The following is a 21,086-nucleotide window of genomic DNA, read 5'->3' as shown; positions in this document are numbered from 1 at the left end:
GAGAGAACGGCGGCACCGCGAGTGCAATGCTGCCGTCTCAAGGATTAGCGCCATTCGTTAGATGGCAGGTCGTGCCGAAGGCTTGATCTGCCTTCGCTCGATCAGGCCGGCAACGCTGAAGATCAAGACCTCGATCTCCATGCCGATCTTGTCGCCATCAAGCAGCCGGACGACATCGTCTATCCCTGATACCGCATGACCGTCGATGGCAAGCAGGTAGTCACCCTCCTGTAGCCCGCCCTTTTCGGCCGGACTATCCTTCTCGACACGACGTAAACGCACCGCCGTCGAATGTGTGACGCCGGCCTCAAGCGCGATGCGCCGATGCAACTCGACCGTATCAGCGGCGATGCCGATATAGGCGCGCCGGACATGGCCGAAACGCAGGATTTCGGACACGACGTGCTTCGCCGTGTTGGAGGCGACCGAAAACGCGATGCTCTGAGCGCCCTGGATAACAGCGGTATTGACGCCGATGACCTCACCCGCCGACGAGACCAGCGGGCCGCCGGAATTGCCGGGATTGAGGGCGGCATCCGTCTGGATGATGTCTTCCATCAAACGTCCGCTGGCCGCACGCATGGAGCGGCCCAGCGCCGAGACGATGCCGGCGGTGACGGTCCATTCGAAGCCGAGGGGATTGCCGATGGCGATCGCGATATGACCACGCTTCAGCGATTTGGAATCGCCAAGTCGTGCCCAATTGCCCGGCCAGTCGTTGGCGCGAATGAGCGCAAGGTCGGTATCCGGATCGCGCCCGAGCACCCTGCCCTCAACGGTCGCCCCTTCCGGGGTCTTGATGCGTACCGCCTTGGCATCGTCGACGACATGATTGTTGGTGACGACGAGGCCATCAGGCGAAATGGCAAAGCCCGAGCCATGTCCGGCACGGCCGCCCAAACGCTCGATCCGGCTAACGGCCGGCCCGACGAGATCGACGGCACTCGATACCGACTGTGAATAGGCATCCAGCAGCCCGGCATCGGATGACGGCTGGATGTCGCGATCAATAAAGCCCATGAAAACTCCTCCGACGCGGACGCGTCTCATAGAGGAACGGCAGCAACTGTTGAAAAGCAGGAGGCTGTCGGTTCGACAGATTGAAACAGTGACTACTGAAATGAGGAGAGATCAACCCAAGTTCAAGAGCCACATATGCCCGTGCGTTTTTGAACCGCCTCTTATCTCACGCGTGCTGAAACAGTCTGTTGGCGTTGGTCACTGCTCGCCATCCGCCATGTGTTCCGGCCGTTGGCTTTGGCTCGGTAGAGGGCACGGTCTGCTTCCTGAATCAGAACTTCTCCGTTCTCGCCATTCTCCGGCGCCGCCGAAACGCCGATGCTGATACCGATATCGACGGTGGTGCCCTCAATGCGAAAGGAGGATTTGAAGGCAGCAATGCAACCCTTCGCCACATCGGCGACATCGCCCACCTCCCCGGTCATCAGGATGGCAAACTCATCGCCGCCCAAGCGCGCAACCATGTGGCCTCTGGCCGCGCCACGCAGCCGCTCGGCCACCATCTTGAGAACCTCGTCGCCGGCAGCATGCCCGAAAGTGTCGTTGACCGGCTTGAATCCATCGAGATCAAGGCAGAAAACGGCGACGTTCCTTCCATTATTTACCTTCAAGGCGTCATCGAGGGCCTTGTAGAAGCACATCCGGTTCGGCAATCCGGTAAGCATGTCGTGCCGTGCCAGGCGATTGGCTTCGGCCTCCGCGAGAATGCGATCGCTGACATCGGCAATGGTCAGCAGGAGACGGCGTTCCAGGCCTTCGTGGAGCAATCGAACGTAAACAAGCACGTGGCGCTCCGTCCCGTCGGCGACTCTTTGTCGCCAGACGGTTCTGGCCTCGCAATCGCCTTCGAGTTCGAGAAGCCCATCTGCAAAGCGATCCGCCTCGCTCTCGGCATGCATGTCGCACGCCCTCCGCGAGAGCAGCGTCGCTTTTGAAAAGCCATAGAAGTCGATAGCTGCACGATTTACCTGAAGGATCTGCAGATTGCTGCCATCGCATAGGAGCATCGGCATCGGATTGGCATCGAAAAGCTGCCGCAACCGCTCTTCGCGCTGTTTCAGCTCACTAATGTCTATCCGCATTCCGATGGCCCCGCCATCGGGCGTGCGCCGATCATCATGCCGAAGCCATCGCCCATCCTGGAGCTGCTGCTCCTCCTGTGAAACCGGCTGGCGAAACTTTCGCATGCGCTGCTTCAGCCACATATCCTTGTCTTCGACGACCTCCGGCATGCGGCCGCTGGCAAGGCTGATCTTCAGAATATCTTCGAAAGCGATGCCCGGTTTGAGGTGATCGGCGATATCCGGATAGAGTTCCGCATATTTCTCGTTCCACAAAACGTAGCGATCACTCGCATCGAAGACGCAGACCGCTTCCGGCAGCATCTCGATCACATATCGAAGGCGCAGATTGGCCTCTCTCGCCGCCACCGCGGCATGGCGGTCTTCGCTCCCTGGTTCGATAAGAACCGCAGTCAACCTTCCTGAAGCCGAGGGCCAAGTCATGACGTTGACCCGGCAATCCCGTCGATGGCCGGCGCCTGTCACGAGCAATGGCTGCGAGGCATCGCCCATCAGCGGCCAGTCCGGTATCAAATCCGAGACGGATAGGTCGTGAGGTGCATCCGAAAGAATAAAGAGCTCCAGGGCTCCCGCATTGGCGAAGACGATCGTGCCGACGGCGTCGAGCACAAGTGCCGCCATCGGACACGCTTCCAGGAATGCGACGATTTCCGCGTCCAGCATCTTCTCCCAGCGGGCCTTCAAATTTATCCCCAAGCCCTATTATAACATCGGATAGTAAAGAAATGTCGTAGATCATGACAAGACGTACCGTGCTCCTAAAATCGGAGCATCGTCCTCCGGCGATGGAATTCAGCTCTTGTCCTGCTGTAACAACCGCTCGAGCTCTCGCTCCTGCATCTCGATGGCTTGCGTGACGAAGCGCAAGATCACCTGCTTTTCCGCCTCGGAAAACTGTTTAAGCATCTGCGCGCCGGCCTGCTCGATTGGGCCATAGGCTTCGCGTCCCAGCCTAATCGCCTTCTCGGACGGCGCCACCAGCACACGACGTCGGTCGTTCGGATCGGGAACGCGGTGGAGAAGGTCGCGGGCCGAAAGGCGATCGATCAAGGCAGTAACCGATGGCGGCGCAAGGCCGATAGCCTTGGCGACGGCGTTTGCAGGCTGTGGCGCGCGCATGATCACGCTGAGGCATCGCCGCTCGGCGCTATTGAGCCCATGCAGCTTGCCAAAGGTTTCGTCGAAGCTCTCGGTCGCCTCCTGCCAGCGCATGCAGGCGAGGCTGATGGCTTCCACGAGATGACGCTCATCTTCATTTGACTTTTGTTCGATCATCGAATAATTCATTTATCAAACTATTAGAAGGAAGAACCAATGTGCCCCATTGACGATCCTGCCGCAACCATGAATCGAGCGACAAACCCCGAGGCGACCATCGGCATATGCGGCGCCGGCATAGGCGGGCTTGTGCTCGCGCTCCGGCTGGCAAGACTTGGCTTTTGCCCGATACTGTTCGAAGCGCGCTCCAAGGAAGCCACCTTGTCCGAAGGAGAGTTTCTGACGCTCGCGTCCAACGGCATGAACGGGCTGCGTGCGGTGGACTGCTACGAAAAAGTATTGCGCCAGGGTTTGGAAACTCGCGCCATCGAACTCTGCAATGCTCGCGGCAAAAGGCTTGCGCTCGTCGACCAGAGCGACCATTTGGCGGCATTCGGCACACCCGCCGTCACCATCAGGCGCGGCGTTCTCGCAGGCATCCTGATCGAAAAGTGCCAAGCCGAAGGCATCACCATACAATTTGGCCGGCGCGTGACCAAGGTCGACAATCATGCGCATGCCGTAACGCTTAATTTCTCCGAAGGGGCAGGCCTTGCCGTCGACCTGCTCGTCGCCGCCGACGGACTACGATCCTTCGTCCGCACGCAAATATTTCCGAATTATCCCCTGCCGCAATTTACCGGCCTGATCGGCACAGGCGGCATCGTCGATGCCGAGATACCGGATACAAATGGCGTCATGCGAATGACGTTCGGAGAGAAAGCCTTCTTCGGCTGCATCAAAACGGCATCCCATCCAGTATATTGGTTCGATTCCTTCCCCGCCGATACGCCGGACGCCGTGCGCGCATTGGAACCGGCAGCACTCGCCGCTCATGTTCGCGAGATGCATGCCGACGATCCCGAACCCAACAGATCGATCCTTCAAGCGGTCGGCCAGATCGAGCGTAGCTATCCAATTTTCGATATGCCGCAGCTTCCGGTCTGGTCGAGGGGGCGTGTCGTCTTGCTCGGCGACGCCGCGCATGCCATCGGCCCCCATGCCGGCCAAGGCGCCTCTATGGCCATAGAGGATGCCGTGGTCCTGTCATCCTGTCTGGCGGCGACGCTCGACTACGGCGCAGCCTTTGCCCGCTATGAGGCCCTGCGGCGCCCACGCATTGCCCGCGTGGTGAAGCTCACCCGGCAAAATGCTTCCAGGAAACGAAAAAACAGTCGGCTTAGCCTGTTTCTGCGAGATTTGCTTCTGCCTCTGCTTATTCCGTTGACCGTCAGAGCTAGCCGTAGATTGTTCGCATATCGGGTCGATCTCGATCCGCTGGAGGCAAATCCCTCGTTCGAAAGCGGTCGCAAGAATGCCGCCTGACATTCGATCGATCTGCTGAAACCGATCTAGGAAGGCGGGAATAGCCGGCGAAGTTTCCACGCCCCCGCCGACACAAGAAAGCTATCTCCGCGGCCAAGCCAGCCTGCTCCAATTTGCAATATAGATTACGAATGCAATGAACATTCCCGATCCAATAAGATCCAGTCGGTGCCGGCCGAACAGGAAGAGGCCGAGAAGTGCCAAGCCGATCGAGGAAGCGATCAGGAAGAGAGAGGGGATTACGCTTGTGATGGGCACCCCCGCCTCGCCTTCGGCTTCGACACCATCGCCGGTCACGTGACTATGGGAGCCTGGGGACCTATTGCCGAGCCTGACCGTCACCTTGCCGCGTCTGGTGGCGAGCCTGCCCCTAACCTTCTTTCTCGAAGTCAGAAGCACGAGTGCCATCGATATGAGCATGCTCCCGAAGCCCCAGGAGAAAACCGTGCATGCTGCCATGGCGGTCGCGTTTGCGTAGGTCCGATAAAGGTGAAGCGCCAAGGCTCCCATCGCTATGGCAATGGCAAGAAACACCGAACCGACAATCAGGAACGTGATCCTGCCGGACAATTGCGTTTCGCCTTCCACGCGACCTCCCATCGACATCAATCCACTCCGATTGTCCAAACTAGGAGACTATCGACGATCTTCAAACACTGGTGCGACATTTGTCGAGTTTGGCCGTCTGCCGGGATGACCTTTACGAAACCGCCAGCAGCGATAATTAGCTTCGGTGTCGGAGGATGGAGGTACCCATGAAGATTGCAAGTTTCGCCTCGGCGGTAGTCATCATCGGCTTATTTGCCATGAACGCCGAAGCCGCAGGGATCGATTGCGCAAAACCTGGTTCGACAGTCGACCACGTGATTTGTCGGGACAAATCGCTGCTGGCCCGGGATGCGATTGTGAGCGATCTCTATGCTGCTGCGCTGAAGCACGACGATGCGGGCAAAATCCAGGAACAGCAACGACATTGGATTGCGACGGTACAGTCCTGCAGCGACGCTGAATGCATCCGGCAGGCCTATGACGACCGGATTGCGTCTCTCCAGAGGACCAAGGGCGGACGAAGTGCCTCGACGGATTTTCAGTCGAAGAGTGCCGACGGCAATGAGGGCCATCTTGCAATCTTCGGGCCGGTCGATGGTCTTCTCGCGGTCTCGCTCGCTTCGACCTATGTTGGTCCGGGCGGCGCCGACGCCGGCGATGTCAATGCCGATGGTATCGACGGTGTCGTCCCGCTGACGAAGGAGCACGCTGAACTCACCAGAGAAACGTGCAAGATCGGCCTGGACCGTCTCAACGCAAGGACCTGGCGCGTATCACAGGCGGGTGTGTGTGATTTTGCCGATGGCGTGACCCTGCAAGGTACCTACCGCAAGGAATAATATGGTCCGAACTCCGTTGCCTGCTGGGTGAAGCATAGCTCGCAAGACCGGAATTACTGATCGCCGGATCGACGTCGGTAGCGAGGCGCTTTTTGACCCGGCCGCCAACGGCGGCCGAAGCCTCTTGAGACAAGACAAAAAATTGAGCGATCAGCTGCCGGCGGCGTCGGACGTGCACTTCTTGACGAAGCTGGTCTTTGCGGCGCCGGCAAGCTTCTTCGATGCTGCCTGAGTATCGCAGGCGGCTGCGGCATCCTTCTCGCATTTCTTGGTGAAACTGGTCAAAGCGGCGCCTGCCAGCTTCTTGTCGGCGGCCTGGGCCTTGCATGTCGCATCCGCCGCCATCGCACCACCGGCAATGCAGGTCGAGATAATGGCGATTCCGAGCAGTCTGATCATCGAATTCCTCCGGGGCTTACCGCGGCAAAAGGCCGAGGTAACCAGACAACTAACGCAATGTCAGCCGCAGTAAAGAGACGCGCAGATGATCTATGGAAGAGAAAAAACGCCATGCACTCCCGTTCAAACGGCGCGACCTCAGCTGATCGCCGCTTGAACGCATCGGCAAAAGCATAGAAACTCCATATAGACGCAGAAGCGGCATGCGGCCCCTCCTCCACGCCATGGCAAGCGTGGCAAGCAACAACATAAAATAAAGTCATCTCCGGTCCTCACATGAAGACAATTTCAGGCACGAATCTCGAACAGGCCAAATCGCATAATCGGCGTGTCGTGATCGAAGCCATTCGCACCAACGGGCCGATGTCGCGCGCAGCGATTGCGCGCATGACAGCACTGACCACACAGACGGTTTCGAATATCGTGGAGGAACTCGCGCGTTCGCACCTCCTCATCCCAATGGAGGCGCAGAGGATCGCCCGCGGCCAGCCCATCATCCCATACACCATCAATCCCATGGGAGCCTACTCAATCGGCCTCGAACTCGGCCGCCAGCGTGCGGCCGGGGTACTCACGGATCTTTCCGGCACGGTTTGCGCCCGCATTGACCGCCATGTCGACAGGCCAGGACCGACCGAGGCGATGCCGGTCTTTGCCGAGATCGTCAGGGATCTGCAGGAAGCCTTTTCCTTCGATCGCGCCCGGTTGCTGGGCATCGGTATTGCCCTGCCCGGGCGCTACGCCGATGGCGGCGTCACCTCGCTGAGCCCACTGAACCTGCCGGGCTGGCAGGATTTTCCCGTGGCCCGTGAACTCGAACGCCTGATCGGCCTGCCTGTGCTTGTCGAAAACGATGCCACAGCGGCGGCGATCGGCGAGCGGCTCCATGGTGTTGCCCGCGGCCTCGGAAGCTTCGTTTATCTCTTTCTGGCGGGTGACGGCGGCATCGGCGCCGGCATGTTCCTCGACGGCCACCTCTACAAGGGCAGCCGTGCCAATGCCGGCGAAATCGGCCACATCATCGTCGAGCCGCATGGCAGGCTTTGCACCTGCGGTAAACGCGGCTGTCTCGACCGCTATGTCTCGCCATCCGTCGCCTACGAATGTCTGGAGATCGAGGACGCGCAGGAGCTGGACCCGGATGAACTGGATGCGATGATTGCGGCCAACAGCCGCGGCCTGGAGGTCTGGTTGGAACAGGCGGTGCAGCCGCTTCGACAGACGATCGATTTTCTCGAACTGGCCTTCGATCCGCAGACGATCGTGCTTGGCGGCAGCGCTCCCACATCCCTCATGATCGGACTGGCCGAGCGCGTGGAACCGCTATACACTCCAGTGAATCCGATGGAAACGCGCACCATTCCCCGTTTGATGATCGGCGCCACCGGCAAGGATACAGCCATCCTCGGCGCGGCGGCCTTGCCCATTTTCTCGGAAACCAACCCTCAATTCGATGTGCTTCAGAAGCCGCTGACGCACCGCGCCGTCATGGGCTAGGCAAACGGCTCGACCTGCGTTCTGGCAACCTTGCTCAGGCGCGACCCGGCTGGGTCACGCCTGAGGGCCGTGCACCAAGCTGTCAAAATTGATGCAGGCCGTAAAGCAGCGGCATCGTGCCCGCGAGCGCCTTGAATCGCTCCCAGGATTTGGCCGAAGGCTTGGTCCAGCCGGCTTCCGCCAGCGCCGAAAGACGTGGGAAGACGAGCCGGTCGAAAACGGCGCGGTCGGTCATCGGTTCCGACCAGATGCAGGCCTGGATGCCGCGAAGCTTCTCCTTCTGCGCATCCGTCCAACCGCCGACGGGATCGAAGGTGTAGATCTTCTCCGCATCGGAATAGCCGGCCCAGCTGCCGCCTGGCTCGTCCCAGTCTGGGCGCATCGCCATATCGAGATAATAGACCTGGCCAGGGCAGACGACGATCTCGTAGCCACGTCCAGCGAGCTCAGCCGCCACTTCGACATTGCGCCAGCTGCAGAGATAGCTCTTGTCCTTGTCGATCCTGTCACCATGCGCCGCTTCTTCCCAGCCGCCGGTTATGCAGCCCTTCGAGGCAAGAAACGCCTGGATACGCTCCAGGAATTCGGCCTGTAGGACAGCAGCACCCGAGCCGTGAATATCGTCGGCCCCGTGCGTGTTGGTGATGACGTTCAGGCGCTTGGCATGGGCCTCCGCTACCTCGTCGCCGGCCAGTTCGCGCAGACGGGCAAGCGCCTCCGGGGAGCCGGACCAAGCGCCAAGCGGTACTTCATCGGCGCCGATATGGATCGTCTTGAACGGGAAGAGTTCGATCAGTTCGGAAAGGATGGTCTCGATGACCTCATAGGTCTTTTCGCGCGCCGGATTGATGCAATTATCCGGGAAGCCTTGCACCGAATAATAGCTGCCGACTTCGTTCGGATCGCGAAGCTCCGGGATTGCCTGCTGCATCGCATAGCAATGGCCGGGCATATCGATCTCGGGCAGGATCTCGATGCCGAAACCCTTGGCGTAAGCGACGATCTCGCGCACGGCCGCCTTGGTATAATAGCCGCCGGTGCGAGCCGGGCTAGAGCCGAGAAGCGGCGGCAACGGCAGTCCGTGGCCCCGCCATGCGCCGATCTCCGTCAATGCCGGATAGGCATCGATCTCGACGCGCCAGGATTCGTCGTCCGACAGGTGCCAATGGAAGCGATTGAGCTTGTTCCAGGCAAGAACCGCCATCAGCTTCTTGATTTCAGCCGTGCCGTAGAATTGGCGCGAGACGTCGAGATGCAGGCCGCGCCAGCTCATGGACGGCTCGTCGACGATCTCGCCGGCGGCCGGGAAATGGAAAGCCTGTGGATGCAGGCGTGCGCCGCGCCAGATCTGGCCGATGGTGACGAGGCCATAGACGAAGCCCGTCTGGGTGCTCGCCTCGACAGTGACGCTCTCCGAGGCAAACTCCAGCCTATAGGCTTCGGGGCCTAGACCTTCCGTTTGACGCAGTACCACCGTGGCTGCACCTTCCGCCTCGGAGCGGACGAGACCTTCGGCCGCGAAGAGATGCTCGACCAGAGCCGTGAAGCTTGCAGCCGCGGCCTGTGCTTCCAGTGTCGTCGCCTTCAGCGCAAAGCCTGCCGGCAGCGGACGGCGCGACGAAACGGCAACGCGGTTCGGCCAGGGAATGATCGCCAGTGGAACGGGAGGATTGGCCGGAACGGGATAGATTTCGGCGCCGCGCTTCAAAGGCGCATTGCTTGACGATGTGCGCGTCGGCTCAGTGGCAAGGGACACGGCAGTTCCATCGGAAAGCGCCAGATAAGCACTGGTGGCACCGTCGGTCCAATGGCGAAACGGCCAGCTGAGCGCGTGCACCGTGATGGTCCATGTCTCACCGCCAGCCAGCACGAAGCCTTCCGGCGGCTGGAATTCGGTGAAATTGGACAGCCGTTTCGTGACCGTCGCGCCTTCGACGACGCCGGCGGGATCGACGCGGCCAGGGCCGCTGACGCAGAGCGCGAAGCCGGAAAGCGGCTCCGACGATAGGTTCTTCAGCCGCAGGACATAGGAAAACTCCTTGTCGTCGGCGGGCGGGTTCCAGGTTGTTTCAAGCCGCAAAGCCAGGGATCGCGGTGTGGACATGAGCATTCTCTCTTCCTGAAGGTATCGTTCAAAGCTTGAGCATGCCGGCGTAGATGCCGGGTGCGGAATTGGGGATCTGGATCGCGCCGACCGTCTTCTCGTAGAATTCCGATGGGCCGACATCGCCGATGACCGTATAGGCGTAGCCCATGGCCTTCTGATCGTTGAGGCAGGCAAACAGCAGCGCGCGCCCGATGCCGAGGCCGCGAACGCTTTCGTCGACGCCGGTTGGGCCGAAGAAACCGCGAGCAGTCGCCTCGTGGCAGGCAAAGCCGACAAGCTCCCGATTGCGCGTGGCGATGAAGCATGTCGGCGGCTGGCGGGTCATCGCGACCGTCGTCTCGCTTGCCCAGCCCTCGCTGAAATGTTCGGCCACCCAACCGGTAATAACACGCAGTTCCGGCGGCAGTGCGCGCCTTACGGTAACGCCCGTCTTCGCCATGCGCTCGGCCGATTGCGTGTCGACCGGCAGGGTCGATAGATTGACCAGGTAGTCCAAGGGGAATTCCTCCTAATTCGATGCGACGAGCGCACGCATGAAATGATTGGGACCGACCTCCTCGACCTCAGTCGAGATCGGCCGGCTGAGCGCGCGGATCTTCTCCGCCTGCTCCAGGAAGCGGGCGCTGCCGCCGGTCACGAACCTGCGGCCACCATCCGGCACCGCCGAAAGCAGAAGCTGCGTATAAGGATGCTTCGGATTGGCGAGGACAGCATTGCTCTCGCCCCACTCGACCATCTGGCCGGCAAACATCACCACGATCTCCTCCGCAACATGAGCGGCCGTCGCAATATCATGGGTGATGTAAAGCATGGCCAGATCGTTTTCCCGTTTTACCCGTGCCAGCAGATCGAGAATATCCTTGCGGATCGAGACGTCGAGCATCGAAGTCGGCTCGTCGGCCACCAGTACGCTCGGAGAAACCGCAAGTGCTCGGGCAATATTGACGCGTTGGCGCTGACCGCCGGAGAGTTCGTGCGGAAACTTCTGGCGTGTCACCGCAGGATCGAGCCCGACACTCTCCAGCAGCTTCGCTATATCCTCGTCGCGTTCGGCCTTCGGCTTGTCCCCACCGTGCAACTGCAGTGGCCTTGCGATGTGATGATTGATCGTGAAGGCCGGGTTGAGCGAGGAGAACGGATCCTGAAACACCATCTGCACATCCTTGCGGTACATCCGCTCGTCCTTGCTCGCCCCTCGCGCCGTGCGATCCTGTCCGCGAAAGAGGAGCCTGCCGGCCGTCGGCTTGTCGAGCCGAGCGATGATGCGAGCGCATGTCGTCTTGCCGCAGCCGGACTCGCCGACCAATGCAAGTGCCTTTCCCGCGAATAGCGAGAAGGAGACGCTTTTCAACGCGTGCACGGGGCCGAAATGGCGCTGGATATCATCCAGCCGGATGACGGGTTCTGCAGTCACAGCCTGTATCTGCGGTTTCATGCGAAAACTCCGAGAGGATGGGCGCTGGCCGGAAGCTGCGGGATGGCATTCCAAAGCTTGCGCGTGTACTCATGAACGGGCGACTGGCTGACCTGAGTGACATCACCGACCTCGACCAGTTCGCCCCTCAGCATGACGCCGATGCGGTGGCAAAGCTGCGCCATCAGATGCAGGTCATGGGTGATGAACAGCACCGAGAAGCCATAGGTCTGCTGCAGGTCGAGAACCTGTTCGAGAATCTCACGCTGCACGACGACATCGAGCGCCGTTGTCGGTTCGTCCATGATGATGAGTTCAGGATGCAGCGCCAGGCAGATGGCAATGACGATGCGCTGGCGCATGCCGCCGGAAAACTGGTGCGGATAATCGCCGACGCGATGCGGGGGGATGCCGACCAGCTTGAACATTTCTTCGGCCCGCGCACGCGATTCCTGACGCGTGCATCCGGTGTGGCGACGCAAGACGTCGTGGAATTGTGCCTCCACCCGCATGAGCGGATTGAGAGAATTCATGGCGCTCTGGAACACCATGCCGATACGTTTCCAGCGAATCTTCTGCAGATCGCCTTCCGGCATCTTCAGCAGATCCTGGCCGTCAAGGCGGATGCTGCCACCGCTGATCCAGGCCGGCACCTTGGAGAGCCGGGTGATCGCATAGGCGATCGTGCTCTTGCCGCAGCCGGATTCGCCGGCAAGACCGAAGATTTCGCCGCGGCCGATATTGAAGGATACATCCTTCACCGCGCGGAAATCGCCCTTGTCGAGCAGATAGTCGATATTGAGATGTTCGATCTCAAGCAGATTGCCGCTCATTGCTCGGTCCTCATCATGCGGTTGCGAGCGCGTGTCAGGCGGAACCAGCGGGTCAAGGCCGGGCCGGAACGCAATTGCGGATTGGCGATTTCATCGAAGGTGAAGTTGATCAGCGCGAGACCAAGCCCCGTCAGCGCGATGCCGATGGCCGGTATGCCGATATCCCACCAGGCGCCGACCATGATGGCCGAGGCATTCTGAGCGTTGTAGAGCATGGTGCCCCAAGTAACCTTCAGCGGATCGCCGAAGCCGAGATATTCGAGCGTGGTCTGGGCGACGATCGCGTAGATGATGCTGCCGACCAGGTTGATGCCGATGAGCGGCGTCAGGTTCGGCAGGATCTCGACGAAGATGATACGCCATGCCGGCTCGCCGATCATCTTGGCGGCGGTGACGAAATCGCGGTTGCGCAAGGCCATCGTCTGCGACCGCGTCATGCGCGCCCCCCAGGGCCAGGACGTCAGGGCGATGATGGTCATGATTGTCATCGGCCCGACCGTGCCGGCAAAGGAAGCGAGCAGGATGAGGAGCGGCATGTTCGGGATGACCAGGACGGCGTTGGTGGCAAGGTCGAGCGCAGCGTCCGTCTTGCCGCCGGTATAGCCAGCGATCAGGCCGATGGCCGTGCCCAGCACGGTAATCGCAATGCCCGTGGCGAAGCCGACCGAAAGCGAGCTTCTGGCGCCCCAGACGAACTGCTTGTAGACGTCGCGGCCCATCTTCGTCGTGCCGAAGACATGTTCGACTGATGGCGGCTGATGCGAGCGGCCGACACGGGCGCCTGGTTCGCCCGGCGCGATGATCGGGGCGAAGATTGCCATCAGGCATAGTGCCGCAACGATGACGAAGCCGACAAGTGCCTTTTTCTGGCTGAAAATGGATCGGAAGGAGAAGCTCATCGGCCTGCCTCCTTCAATCGCGGATCGACGAGGCCATAGAGGATGTCGACGAGGAAATTTGCGCCAAGCGTCGCAAGCGTCATCAGCAGCAATTGCCCCTGAACGACGGGATAGTCGCGCGCCACGCTGGCGGTAAACAGCGTCAGCCCAAGACCCGGATAATTGAAGACGATCTCGGTAACGATCGAGCCGCCGAAGACGGCGCCGAGTATCAGCGCAAGATTGGTGAGCACCGGCAAGAGCGCATTACGTGCGCCATAACCGAACATGACGGCGAGGTTGCTGAGGCCCTTGGCGCGGCCCATCGTCACGTAATCCTCGCCAAGCACGACGATCATCGAAGAACGCATGGTGGTCTGGAACTCACCGATAAGGAATGGCGACAGCGTCAGGACCGGCAGGATCGCATGCACGAAGACGCTGCCGAAGAAGGTGAAATTGAAACCCGGATCGAGGTTGGGATCATAGGCATATCCCACGGGAAACCAGCGCAGCGACACGGCAAAGACGAATAGGGTCGTAAGCGCCACGATGACTGGCGGTATCGAGAACAGGATGACTGCGAAAGGCGATACGACGGTATCGAACCGCCCGCCGCGCCTCCAGGCCGCGATGGCGCCGAGCACGACACCGACACATAGCGAAAATATGATCGCGGTGACCACAAGGAAGATGGTCCAGAGCGTCGCCCGGCTCAGCACTTGGACCACCGTCTGCGGGTAATACTTGACCGAAACACCAAGATCGAAGGTGGCGAGGCCTTTAAGGTAATCGAAGAACTGCATCATGATCGGCTGATCGATCTCGCCGAAACGGGCTTTGATCGCCTCCACGGCCGCGGGGGTGGCCCGCGGCCCAAGCTGGGCGACCATGGCATCGACGGGGCTCCCCGGCATAAGCCGGGGAAGAATGAAGTTCACGACGATCGCGAAAGCCAAAGCCACCGCATAGACGCCGAGGCGCCGGCTCGAAACACGCATATCTGCTTCCTTCGCTGTGGCCTTATTGAACCGGCTTCAGACGCAGAAGATGCATGAGACGCATGCGGTTGTTGTCGTGGTTTTCCGGATTCATCACCGGATCCTTGTCCGTGACCCAACCGGTGAAACGCTTGCTGGAATACTGATACCAGGTCGGGCCGTTGAAGACGGGAACGACCGGGAAATCGTCGGCGATCAGAACCTGGATATCGTTGAAGATCTTCTTGTGATCATCATCGGAAGACGACTTCAGATACTGATCGAAGAGCGCATCGAGCTTCGGGTTGGAGTAGCGTGGCGCGGCGACGGTGAGCTTGCCGGCATAGGCCGTCGACAGGCTCTGATAATAGCCCTGGAACGGCGTCGCGCTATCGGCGCGCGAGTTCATGACGACATCGAAGCTACCATCGAGAAGCTGCTTGCGCCACTGCTCGTATTCGGGCGTAGCAACCGAGGCGTTGATGCCCGCGGCGCGTAGCCCTTCGACGGCAATCTGCACGGCATCGATCCAGTCGGTCCAGCCGTTCGGCACGATGACCGCGAAGGTGATCGGCTTGCCGCTCGGTGTGGTGCGGAAGCCATCCGCGCCCTTCTTGTAGCCGGCGTCATCCAGGATCTTGTTTGCCTTGTCGGTATCGAAACCCATGAAGGCGTCCTTGTCGCCTTCGGCAGCCTTGTTGCGCCAGCTTTCGAAGCGCGGCGGCAGGCCGCTGGCATGCAGGTTGACGACCGGATAACCGAAGCCGGCAATATCGACCATCGATTTGCGGTCCATCGCCAGGCTGAACGCATGGCGGAAGTTGAGATCTTTGAAAGCCTCGAGGTTGCCGGCATTCGTGGATTTGAAGTTCATCTCGAAGGCAACGGTTTCCGCCGGCGGCTGCCAGTAACCGTTATGCTGCGGGTCGAGCGCGACGAAGGTCTTGTCGATCTGCGGCAGGAACGAGCCGATCCAATCGACGGTGCCTTCCGGCAGCAGCGCCAGCATCTGGTCGTTGCCCGAGATCTGCGGCAGGCGCAGGCAATCGACGTGCAGCGATGCCGCATCCCAGTAGTTCGGATTGCGGCACTGCTCATAGACCTGCGGCGTAAAGCGGCGAACCTCGGTCATCGGACCGGACCCGACCGGCTTCTCGTTCTTGAAAGCGACCGGATCGGCCACGTCCTTCCAGATATGCTCCGGTACGACGGCGAGATCGGCCAGGGATTCGGGGAATTCGGAATTCACGGCCTTGAGCTTGATCGTCACCGCTGTCGGCGACGGTGCCTCGACCGATGCGACTGTTTGACCGACACCGACCGTATCGACGGCCGGGTTCTTCAGCATCAGGTCGATCGTATATTTCACGTCGGCCGAGGTCAGCGGCTGTCCGTCAGACCATTTCACACCGGGGCGCAGCTCATAGGTGATCGACATTAGATCGTCGGAGAACTTGTAGCTGGTCGCGAGACGCCAGACCGGCTTGCCGCCGTCATTGGCGTTGAAGATGACCAACGGCTCGTAGATGAAATCCATCGTGCTCTGGCGACGACCGGCCAGATCGAAAGGATTGAAGTTGCTGACCCAGCTGGTCTGCTCCTCGATGTGCATCGTCAGCACGGATTCCGCGGATGCCGTGCCTGCACCGAACGCCAGCGAAGCGCCAAGCGCCGCCGCTGCCAATGATGTCCGCTGAAATAGATTGCGCAATGACCTTTTCCTCATTCCCATTTCCAGCCCCTCTTGCTGTTTTGGAGTAGTCAATCAAATTGATTTAATAGTGAGTTTTGAAACTCGTCAATCGCTGATTGGAAATCAACAGGCATTGATTTTGAGGTTTGAAGGATTGTCGCCGATGTCGGCACGCACTCCGCCGCTACTGAAAATTGCGCGGATATAGCGAAGACTACGGCCTGGTGGCAGCGCGCTTGGAGATGCGGTCGCACGGAGCCGCAATCGAGAAAAAGCGGCACCTATCCGCAATACCGAAGCAGGCGGCGGCCGGCACGCTTTGGGATTTTAAGGCAGATAGTCGGGAGATTGATCATCTGGGCGCGCCATCGCAAATGGGCGCGAGATGGATTGCGACGTAGCCCTTGCCGCACCGCAATCGAGGCAAAAAACAGCGCTCGGTCAGTCGAGCGGTTTGTAGGCGATGACGTCCATTTCCACCTTCACATCGACCATCATTGGCGACTGAACGGTCGAGCGGGCTGGCGGATGATTGATGAAATGCTTTTCGAATACCGCATTGAAGCTCGAGAAATCGCGAGCGTCATCCAGCCACACATTGACTTTCACCACATGCTCGAGTGTGCAATCGGCAAGGGCAAGGACATCCTTGATATTAGCAATGACCTGCTCGGTCTGCGTGATGATATTGCCCGTGACGATTTCGCCATTGATGGTCGGAACCTGGCCCGAAACGTACACGAAATCGCCTGCCCTGACGGCCTTGGCGAAGGGGCGACGCTGGCCACCGGCCTGATTGTCGGCGACGTCGAAACGGATCAGCTTGTGCTTGCTCATGATATCCTCAGTCCTACCCCATTGCTGAAAGTCGCAGTCGCCATCATTCATCGTGAACAGGCCCAAGCGTTCGACTCTCCTGGTAGCTTCCTTATCTGCCGCAACGGCGCTACGCCAGATCGTTTTGTTCGCTTGCGGGATCGACATGGAGCGATGCTTCTGTGACTTCGATCGAAACCTTAACTTCAAAAACAGGAAAAACCCTTTTATTTTCCGGCGACTAAGGACGCTTCCTCGACAAAGGACATGTCGTCCTTTTGTCGCGCTTGGCGTGATTGCCTTTTCGCCCCCGAGCCTGATAAGACAAAGGCATATTTCGTCGTATGATTGGTTGACGTTCAGGAGGAGTCGTCATGGCAGAACTCACGCAATCGCTTGCGTCCATTCGCATTCCCGATCTTGCTGGCAAAAGAGTATTGATAACGGGCGCTTCGACCGGCATCGGCGCCGCCGTGGCACGCGCCTTTGCCGCACAGGGCATGAAAATCGGCCTGCACTTCAATGCAAGCCGCGAACCGGCGGAAAAGCTGGCCGATGAAATCAAGGCTGGCGGCGGAACCGTCCATCTCATTCAGGGCGATGTCTCGCAAGACGGCGGGACCGAGCGCGTCGTCAAGGATGCGGTAGACGCGTTAGGTGGCCTCGACGGCCTGATCAATAATGCCGGCGGCATGCTCGGGCGGCTGCCGACCGCCGAAATGACGGATGCGCATTACGAGCGGGTGATGAACCTCAACGCCCGCTCCGTGCTGGCGGCGACCCGTGCCGCTCATCCTCATCTGAAGAAGCAGGGCGGCTTCATCATCAACACGACCTCGATTGCCGCACGCAATGGCGGCGGCAACGGTGCGATCCTCTATGCGGCTTCCAAAGGGTTCGTCTCGACCATTACCCATGGCCACGCCAAGGAATTCGTCAACGACAAGATCCGCGTCAATGCGGTAGCGCCCGGCGTCATCGCGACGCCGTTCCATGAGCGCTATACCAACGACGAGCAGATGGAACTGCAGCGCAAGACGATTCCCATGGGATTCGTCGGCACGCCGGAAGACTGCGTCGGCGCTTATCTCTTCCTCGCCTCTCCCACTCTGTCCGGCTACATCACCGGCCAGATCATCGAGGTCAATGGCGGCCAGCTCATGCCGTGAGATGCGGCCAGCGGTCGCTTTGTGCGTCGGGCAATGTTAGTCTTGCCCGACGCGGGGCCTTCGCGTCGAGGAAGATGGAGCGCATGCAGATGGCAAAGACGCCCACTCATGACGGCATCAAGACGTCGGTGGAATTGACCCATCCGGAGCGGGTCTATTGGCCCGACGATAATATTACCAAACACGATCTTCTCGAATATTATGCCCTGGCGTGGGAGCGCATGTCGCCATTCGTCATCAATCGCCCCCTCGCCCTCTTGCGCTGCCCCGATGGCATCGATGGGCCACGCTTCTTCCAGAAACACGCCTGGAAAGGCATCAATCATAACATCACTGAAATCGCCGATCCTGAAGACAAAGACGCTGCAAAACTTTTGAAGATCGAGAGTTTCGACGGGCTCGCTGCGCTCGTCCAATCAGCCGCCCTGGAGATACATCCCTGGGGCACCACGATCGAGCATTGGGAAAAGCCCGACATGATCATCATGGACCTCGATCCCGGCGAGGATATCGCATGGAGCAAGGTCGTGACTGCAGCGAAAGAGATCAGGGAGCGGTTCGCAGCCCTGGGCCTAACCTCCTTTGTCAAAACCTCTGGCGGCAAGGGCCTGCATGTGGTCGCATCCGTCAAACCGCAGGCGACCTGGCCTGATATCAAGGATGTCGCCGAAGCGATCGCCCATGCCATGAGTGCCGATAGTCCGCAGACATATTTGTCGGTCGCCAGCAAGGCGAAACGAGCTGGTCACATCTTTATCGATTATCTGCGCAACGGTCGCGGCAATACTGCCGTGGCACCCTATTCGACACGCGCCAGAAAGGGCGCGGCCGTTTCGATGCCGGTCAATTGGGAAGAATTGGACGACACGATCGGGCCTGCTTCCTTTACGGTCAAGAATGCAGCATCGCGCCTCGGCCAATCGAGTGCCGATCCCTGGGCGGATTTCTTCAAGGCAGCATCGCCGCTCAAAGTCTGACGCTACACGAGAAACGGGACCAGCGCTGGCGTGCTGGCCTTATAGTCGGCGTAGGCCGAGCCGAAGGTCTCGCTCATCCAGCTTTCCTCGATCCGCACACGGCGCAGCACGGCATAAAGAACGGCGACGATGGCCAGAGCCGCCGCGATATCGCCTCGCGCAATTGCCGAGCCGATGATGGCCAGCATCAGACCGGAATAGATCGGATGCCGGACAAGCGCATACGGACCGGAGCGTATAAGCGCGTGATCCTCCTTGAGGGTAATCACCCCACTCCAGTTTCTGCCGATGTGATAGCGCGCCCAGACGGCGAAGAGCAGACCGATGAAGGTCAAAGCAGCACCGATTGCATAAGATGTAGGGTCTTGCGGAATGATACGATATCGCAAGGGGCCGAACCAGGATGGATCGATTGAAAGCAGGAAGGCGCCGATCCAGATCGGCGCGGTATTGCCGAGCCGCGACAACGGATCCTCCTGCCGCACGCTTTTCTTGACGCCGAACGAGGCGAAAAGCCAGATCAACAGCCAGATGATCCAGCATGCAGGAATGAGTTGATAAAACAGCATCGCTCAGGCCACGTCTTTGTCCAGTTCCGGATAGTGCCGGAAAATGCCGTTCTCATTGAAGGGAATGCGGCGATCGGACTGAAGATAGCGAGCAATGTTGGGCCGTTTCATGACAGCTGCGTGCAGCGCAGTCAGATGCGGATAATCGCGCTCAAAATGCTTTGTCGCGCGCGGAAAGGCATAGTGCAATCCCTCATAGACCTGGAATAGCGATAAATCGACATAGGTCAATTCGCCACCGAAGATATGGCTCGATCCTTCGGGGTTCTGCTGAAGCACTTTCTCGAAATAGCCGAGAAACTTGGGAATGCGGTTTTCGATGAATTCTGCAGCGCGCGCTTTGGCCTCTTGCTTCTGGTCCTCGTAATATTTCGACGTTGCGATCGGGTGATGCGTGTCGTGTACCTCGGCGACGAGATCGGTGATGGTCAATTGCAGGCCATTCAGGACGTGGCGCCGCCCATCATCCTTTGGAGCAAGCCCGAGTTTCGGACCAAGATACATCAGGATATTCGCGACATGCGGAATGACGAGATCGCCATCCTTCAGAAATGGCGGCGCAAACGGAAGATCGAAGTCGGATTTTCCGCCCATGATGGCGAACATGGCGGGCATTCCCTGCCCCTTGCTTGCCGGTCCGCGACAAACATCGACATACTCCGCACCCGCCTCCTCCAGCGCCAGCCGAACGAATTCGCCGCGCCCTTGAATGCCATCCCAATAATAGAGTTCGTAAGCCATTCGGTTTTCCCTCCCGAGAATTGAAAACGCCAGCCGCGGCAGTCGTAGCGACGGGCATATTCTCGTCACCGTCACGATCGGCGCATCGCAAGCCTGCAATTTAGCGCCGATGGTACAGAAGATAAGTGGCGACCGACGGTATGGGCTACACATATGCGCAGAGGCCCTGTGAATGTCATCGTCGGCGTGCGAGAAAGGTCCAACGGACTTCCAACAGGAGGCTAGCTGCGCGCATTATGCTCGTGGCGTTTACGCGTCGCCGCCGCCTTCCTCGCAGAGGCGGAACGCTCAGCAGCCGGTCGCTCGGCAGCAGCGCGTCCGCCGATCCTGCCACCTTTTTCTGACGATTCGTGATTTTCTGGATGGCCGCGGCCGGAGCCGGATTTCTTGCCGCCGCCGCTTTCCTTATTGACCGTCGCCCAGGCACGCCGCTCCGCCTCCTTATTGGAAACGCCGCGGTCTTCATATCCTTCCTCGATATGCTCAGCCTTGCGCTTCTGTTTGTCCGTATAGGCCGATTTGTCTCCTCGGGGCATGATCTTTCTCCTTGTTGGGACGAAAAACCAACCCGTCGTCAGAGAAAAGGTTCCGAGATCCGCCCGGGCGAATTGCGATTACTGGACAGCAGATTGGCTGGAAGCATTCGGAAGCGCCGATCATGCCGCGCGGCGGCAGATTGCTTGGCCGAAGCCGGGAAAAAGATGCCGACTGAACGATCGATGATCAAAATCAGGACCAAGGCGGCCAGCAGATAGAGCGCGGTCAATATAAGGAGAGATGTCATCGCATCGCTCCAAACCCGTTGGCAAAACAGGCAACGCAGCACGCCGCAACGATTGCGGCAACAGTCATTTCCCTATCATCGATGTCGCTACGACCCATTGCTAAGCTCCCTTCGCAATTCGTAGCATCGATGTGTGACAACTATGTCGCGCAGGAG

The 21,086-nt window shown here is 59.4% G+C and carries 22 protein-coding genes; 5 read left to right on the top strand and 17 right to left on the bottom strand.

The features are described from left to right. Positions 1–57 precede the first annotated feature (57 nt). From AC13QE_RS04090 to AC13QE_RS04080, 3 genes are all read right to left on the bottom strand, one after another. Entirely contained in the window at positions 58–1,020 is a 963-nt protein-coding gene (locus tag AC13QE_RS04090) for a S1C family serine protease (RefSeq protein WP_488482687.1), read from the bottom strand. Positions 1,021–1,181: 161 nt separating this feature from the next. After that, complete coding sequence (locus AC13QE_RS04085; protein WP_488482686.1) at positions 1,182–2,765, bottom strand: diguanylate cyclase domain-containing protein; 1,584 nt, start codon at positions 2,763–2,765, stop codon at positions 1,182–1,184. Between the two features lie 129 nt (positions 2,766–2,894). After that, complete coding sequence (locus AC13QE_RS04080) at positions 2,895–3,377, bottom strand: MarR family winged helix-turn-helix transcriptional regulator (protein ID WP_488482685.1); 483 nt, start codon at positions 3,375–3,377, stop codon at positions 2,895–2,897. A gap of 39 nt (positions 3,378–3,416) precedes the next feature. Between AC13QE_RS04080 and AC13QE_RS04075 the strand changes: the two genes are divergently transcribed. Beyond that, complete coding sequence (locus AC13QE_RS04075; protein WP_488482684.1) at positions 3,417–4,685, top strand: FAD-dependent monooxygenase; 1,269 nt, start codon at positions 3,417–3,419, stop codon at positions 4,683–4,685. Between the two features lie 81 nt (positions 4,686–4,766). Here AC13QE_RS04075 and AC13QE_RS04070 read toward each other — a convergent pair whose 3' ends face one another. Then, positions 4,767–5,291: a hypothetical protein gene (locus AC13QE_RS04070; RefSeq protein WP_488482683.1), complete on the bottom strand. Its 525-nt coding sequence runs from the start codon at positions 5,289–5,291 to the stop codon at positions 4,767–4,769. Positions 5,292–5,440: 149 nt separating this feature from the next. On the opposite strand from AC13QE_RS04070, the gene AC13QE_RS04065 reads away from it, so the two are divergent. Then, entirely contained in the window at positions 5,441–6,073 is a 633-nt protein-coding gene (locus tag AC13QE_RS04065; protein ID WP_488482682.1) for a lysozyme inhibitor LprI family protein, read from the top strand. Positions 6,074–6,223: 150 nt separating this feature from the next. Here AC13QE_RS04065 and AC13QE_RS04060 read toward each other — a convergent pair whose 3' ends face one another. Further along, positions 6,224–6,472 (bottom strand): hypothetical protein, encoded by a 249-nt coding sequence (locus tag AC13QE_RS04060; RefSeq protein ID WP_112603861.1) that lies wholly within the window; start codon positions 6,470–6,472, stop codon positions 6,224–6,226. A gap of 276 nt (positions 6,473–6,748) precedes the next feature. On the opposite strand from AC13QE_RS04060, the gene AC13QE_RS04055 reads away from it, so the two are divergent. Further along, complete coding sequence (locus tag AC13QE_RS04055; RefSeq protein WP_488482681.1) at positions 6,749–7,969, top strand: ROK family transcriptional regulator; 1,221 nt, start codon at positions 6,749–6,751, stop codon at positions 7,967–7,969. Positions 7,970–8,051: 82 nt separating this feature from the next. Here AC13QE_RS04055 and AC13QE_RS04050 read toward each other — a convergent pair whose 3' ends face one another. From AC13QE_RS04050 to AC13QE_RS04015, 8 genes are all read right to left on the bottom strand, one after another. Next, complete coding sequence (locus AC13QE_RS04050) at positions 8,052–10,079, bottom strand: beta-N-acetylhexosaminidase (RefSeq protein ID WP_488482680.1); 2,028 nt, start codon at positions 10,077–10,079, stop codon at positions 8,052–8,054. A 22-nt stretch (positions 10,080–10,101) separates the two neighbouring features. Continuing rightward, entirely contained in the window at positions 10,102–10,572 is a 471-nt protein-coding gene (locus tag AC13QE_RS04045) for a GNAT family N-acetyltransferase (RefSeq protein ID WP_488482679.1), read from the bottom strand. 12 nt (positions 10,573–10,584) lie between these two features. Beyond that, positions 10,585–11,511 (bottom strand): ABC transporter ATP-binding protein, encoded by a 927-nt coding sequence (locus AC13QE_RS04040; protein WP_488482678.1) that lies wholly within the window; start codon positions 11,509–11,511, stop codon positions 10,585–10,587. Then, positions 11,508–12,323 carry an ABC transporter ATP-binding protein gene (locus tag AC13QE_RS04035; RefSeq protein WP_488482677.1) on the bottom strand — a complete coding sequence of 272 codons (816 nt, stop codon included), beginning with the start codon at positions 12,321–12,323 and terminating at the stop codon, positions 11,508–11,510. The genes AC13QE_RS04040 and AC13QE_RS04035 overlap by 4 nt, the downstream gene beginning before the upstream one ends. After that, positions 12,320–13,222 carry an ABC transporter permease gene (locus AC13QE_RS04030; protein WP_112603870.1) on the bottom strand — a complete coding sequence of 301 codons (903 nt, stop codon included), beginning with the start codon at positions 13,220–13,222 and terminating at the stop codon, positions 12,320–12,322. The genes AC13QE_RS04035 and AC13QE_RS04030 overlap by 4 nt, the downstream gene beginning before the upstream one ends. Continuing rightward, positions 13,219–14,202: an ABC transporter permease gene (locus AC13QE_RS04025; RefSeq protein WP_488482676.1), complete on the bottom strand. Its 984-nt coding sequence runs from the start codon at positions 14,200–14,202 to the stop codon at positions 13,219–13,221. Before AC13QE_RS04025 ends, AC13QE_RS04030 begins: the two co-directional genes overlap by 4 nt. Positions 14,203–14,224: 22 nt before the next feature. Next, the gene (locus tag AC13QE_RS04020; RefSeq protein WP_488482675.1) at positions 14,225–15,913 is read right to left on the bottom strand and encodes an ABC transporter substrate-binding protein; all 1,689 of its coding nucleotides are present in this window, start codon (positions 15,911–15,913) and stop codon (positions 14,225–14,227) included. Between the two features lie 402 nt (positions 15,914–16,315). After that, entirely contained in the window at positions 16,316–16,711 is a 396-nt protein-coding gene (locus AC13QE_RS04015; protein ID WP_488482674.1) for a RidA family protein, read from the bottom strand. Between the two features lie 353 nt (positions 16,712–17,064). Between AC13QE_RS04015 and AC13QE_RS04010 the strand changes: the two genes are divergently transcribed. Together AC13QE_RS04010 and ligD are read left to right on the top strand one after the other, a co-directional pair. Beyond that, entirely contained in the window at positions 17,065–17,859 is a 795-nt protein-coding gene (locus tag AC13QE_RS04010; protein WP_488482673.1) for an SDR family NAD(P)-dependent oxidoreductase, read from the top strand. An 83-nt stretch (positions 17,860–17,942) separates the two neighbouring features. After that, positions 17,943–18,836, top strand: a complete 894-nt coding sequence (gene ligD / locus AC13QE_RS04005) for a non-homologous end-joining DNA ligase (protein WP_488482672.1) — start codon at positions 17,943–17,945, stop codon at positions 18,834–18,836. A 2-nt stretch (positions 18,837–18,838) separates the two neighbouring features. Here the strand turns inward: ligD and AC13QE_RS04000 are convergent, their stop codons facing one another. The 4 genes from AC13QE_RS04000 to AC13QE_RS03985 form a co-directional block, all read right to left on the bottom strand. Continuing rightward, a complete protein-coding gene (locus AC13QE_RS04000; RefSeq protein ID WP_132718101.1) occupies positions 18,839–19,405 on the bottom strand; it encodes a methyltransferase family protein in 567 nt (188 codons plus the stop codon). A gap of 3 nt (positions 19,406–19,408) precedes the next feature. Further along, complete coding sequence (locus AC13QE_RS03995; protein ID WP_488482671.1) at positions 19,409–20,146, bottom strand: glutathione S-transferase; 738 nt, start codon at positions 20,144–20,146, stop codon at positions 19,409–19,411. 221 nt (positions 20,147–20,367) lie between these two features. Then, complete coding sequence (locus tag AC13QE_RS03990; protein ID WP_488482670.1) at positions 20,368–20,682, bottom strand: plasmid stabilization protein; 315 nt, start codon at positions 20,680–20,682, stop codon at positions 20,368–20,370. Positions 20,683–20,720: 38 nt separating this feature from the next. Further along, the gene (locus AC13QE_RS03985) at positions 20,721–20,912 is read right to left on the bottom strand and encodes a hypothetical protein (protein WP_488482669.1); all 192 of its coding nucleotides are present in this window, start codon (positions 20,910–20,912) and stop codon (positions 20,721–20,723) included. Between the last annotated feature and the right edge of the window lie 174 nt (positions 20,913–21,086).

Source organism: Martinezella sp. CNPSo 3957 (assembly GCF_057784395.1).
This window is presented reverse-complemented; position numbering and strand designations above follow the sequence as displayed.

What these genes read in the sequence shown, in the direction of transcription:
- AC13QE_RS04025 (WP_488482676.1), bottom strand. Translation starts at nt 14,202, where the DNA reads ATGCGTGTTTCGAGCCGGCGCCTCGGCGTCTATGCGGTGGCTTTGGCT.
- AC13QE_RS04020 (WP_488482675.1), bottom strand. Translation starts at nt 15,913, where the DNA reads ATGGGAATGAGGAAAAGGTCATTGCGCAATCTATTTCAGCGGACATCA.
- AC13QE_RS04040 (WP_488482678.1), bottom strand. Translation starts at nt 11,511, where the DNA reads ATGAAACCGCAGATACAGGCTGTGACTGCAGAACCCGTCATCCGGCTG.
- AC13QE_RS04085 (WP_488482686.1), bottom strand. Translation starts at nt 2,765, where the DNA reads ATGCTGGACGCGGAAATCGTCGCATTCCTGGAAGCGTGTCCGATGGCG.
- AC13QE_RS04065 (WP_488482682.1), top strand. Translation starts at nt 5,441, where the DNA reads ATGAAGATTGCAAGTTTCGCCTCGGCGGTAGTCATCATCGGCTTATTT.
- AC13QE_RS04055 (WP_488482681.1), top strand. Translation starts at nt 6,749, where the DNA reads ATGAAGACAATTTCAGGCACGAATCTCGAACAGGCCAAATCGCATAAT.
- AC13QE_RS04000 (WP_132718101.1), bottom strand. Translation starts at nt 19,405, where the DNA reads ATGCTGTTTTATCAACTCATTCCTGCATGCTGGATCATCTGGCTGTTG.
- AC13QE_RS04035 (WP_488482677.1), bottom strand. Translation starts at nt 12,323, where the DNA reads ATGAGCGGCAATCTGCTTGAGATCGAACATCTCAATATCGACTATCTG.
- AC13QE_RS04050 (WP_488482680.1), bottom strand. Translation starts at nt 10,079, where the DNA reads ATGCTCATGTCCACACCGCGATCCCTGGCTTTGCGGCTTGAAACAACC.
- AC13QE_RS04080 (WP_488482685.1), bottom strand. Translation starts at nt 3,377, where the DNA reads ATGATCGAACAAAAGTCAAATGAAGATGAGCGTCATCTCGTGGAAGCC.
- ligD (WP_488482672.1), top strand. Translation starts at nt 17,943, where the DNA reads ATGCAGATGGCAAAGACGCCCACTCATGACGGCATCAAGACGTCGGTG.
- AC13QE_RS04090 (WP_488482687.1), bottom strand. Translation starts at nt 1,020, where the DNA reads ATGGGCTTTATTGATCGCGACATCCAGCCGTCATCCGATGCCGGGCTG.
- AC13QE_RS03990 (WP_488482670.1), bottom strand. Translation starts at nt 20,682, where the DNA reads ATGCCCCGAGGAGACAAATCGGCCTATACGGACAAACAGAAGCGCAAG.
- AC13QE_RS04015 (WP_488482674.1), bottom strand. Translation starts at nt 16,711, where the DNA reads ATGAGCAAGCACAAGCTGATCCGTTTCGACGTCGCCGACAATCAGGCC.
- AC13QE_RS04010 (WP_488482673.1), top strand. Translation starts at nt 17,065, where the DNA reads ATGGCAGAACTCACGCAATCGCTTGCGTCCATTCGCATTCCCGATCTT.
- AC13QE_RS04060 (WP_112603861.1), bottom strand. Translation starts at nt 6,472, where the DNA reads ATGATCAGACTGCTCGGAATCGCCATTATCTCGACCTGCATTGCCGGT.
- AC13QE_RS03995 (WP_488482671.1), bottom strand. Translation starts at nt 20,146, where the DNA reads ATGGCTTACGAACTCTATTATTGGGATGGCATTCAAGGGCGCGGCGAA.
- AC13QE_RS04030 (WP_112603870.1), bottom strand. Translation starts at nt 13,222, where the DNA reads ATGAGCTTCTCCTTCCGATCCATTTTCAGCCAGAAAAAGGCACTTGTC.
- AC13QE_RS04070 (WP_488482683.1), bottom strand. Translation starts at nt 5,291, where the DNA reads ATGTCGATGGGAGGTCGCGTGGAAGGCGAAACGCAATTGTCCGGCAGG.
- AC13QE_RS04075 (WP_488482684.1), top strand. Translation starts at nt 3,417, where the DNA reads ATGTGCCCCATTGACGATCCTGCCGCAACCATGAATCGAGCGACAAAC.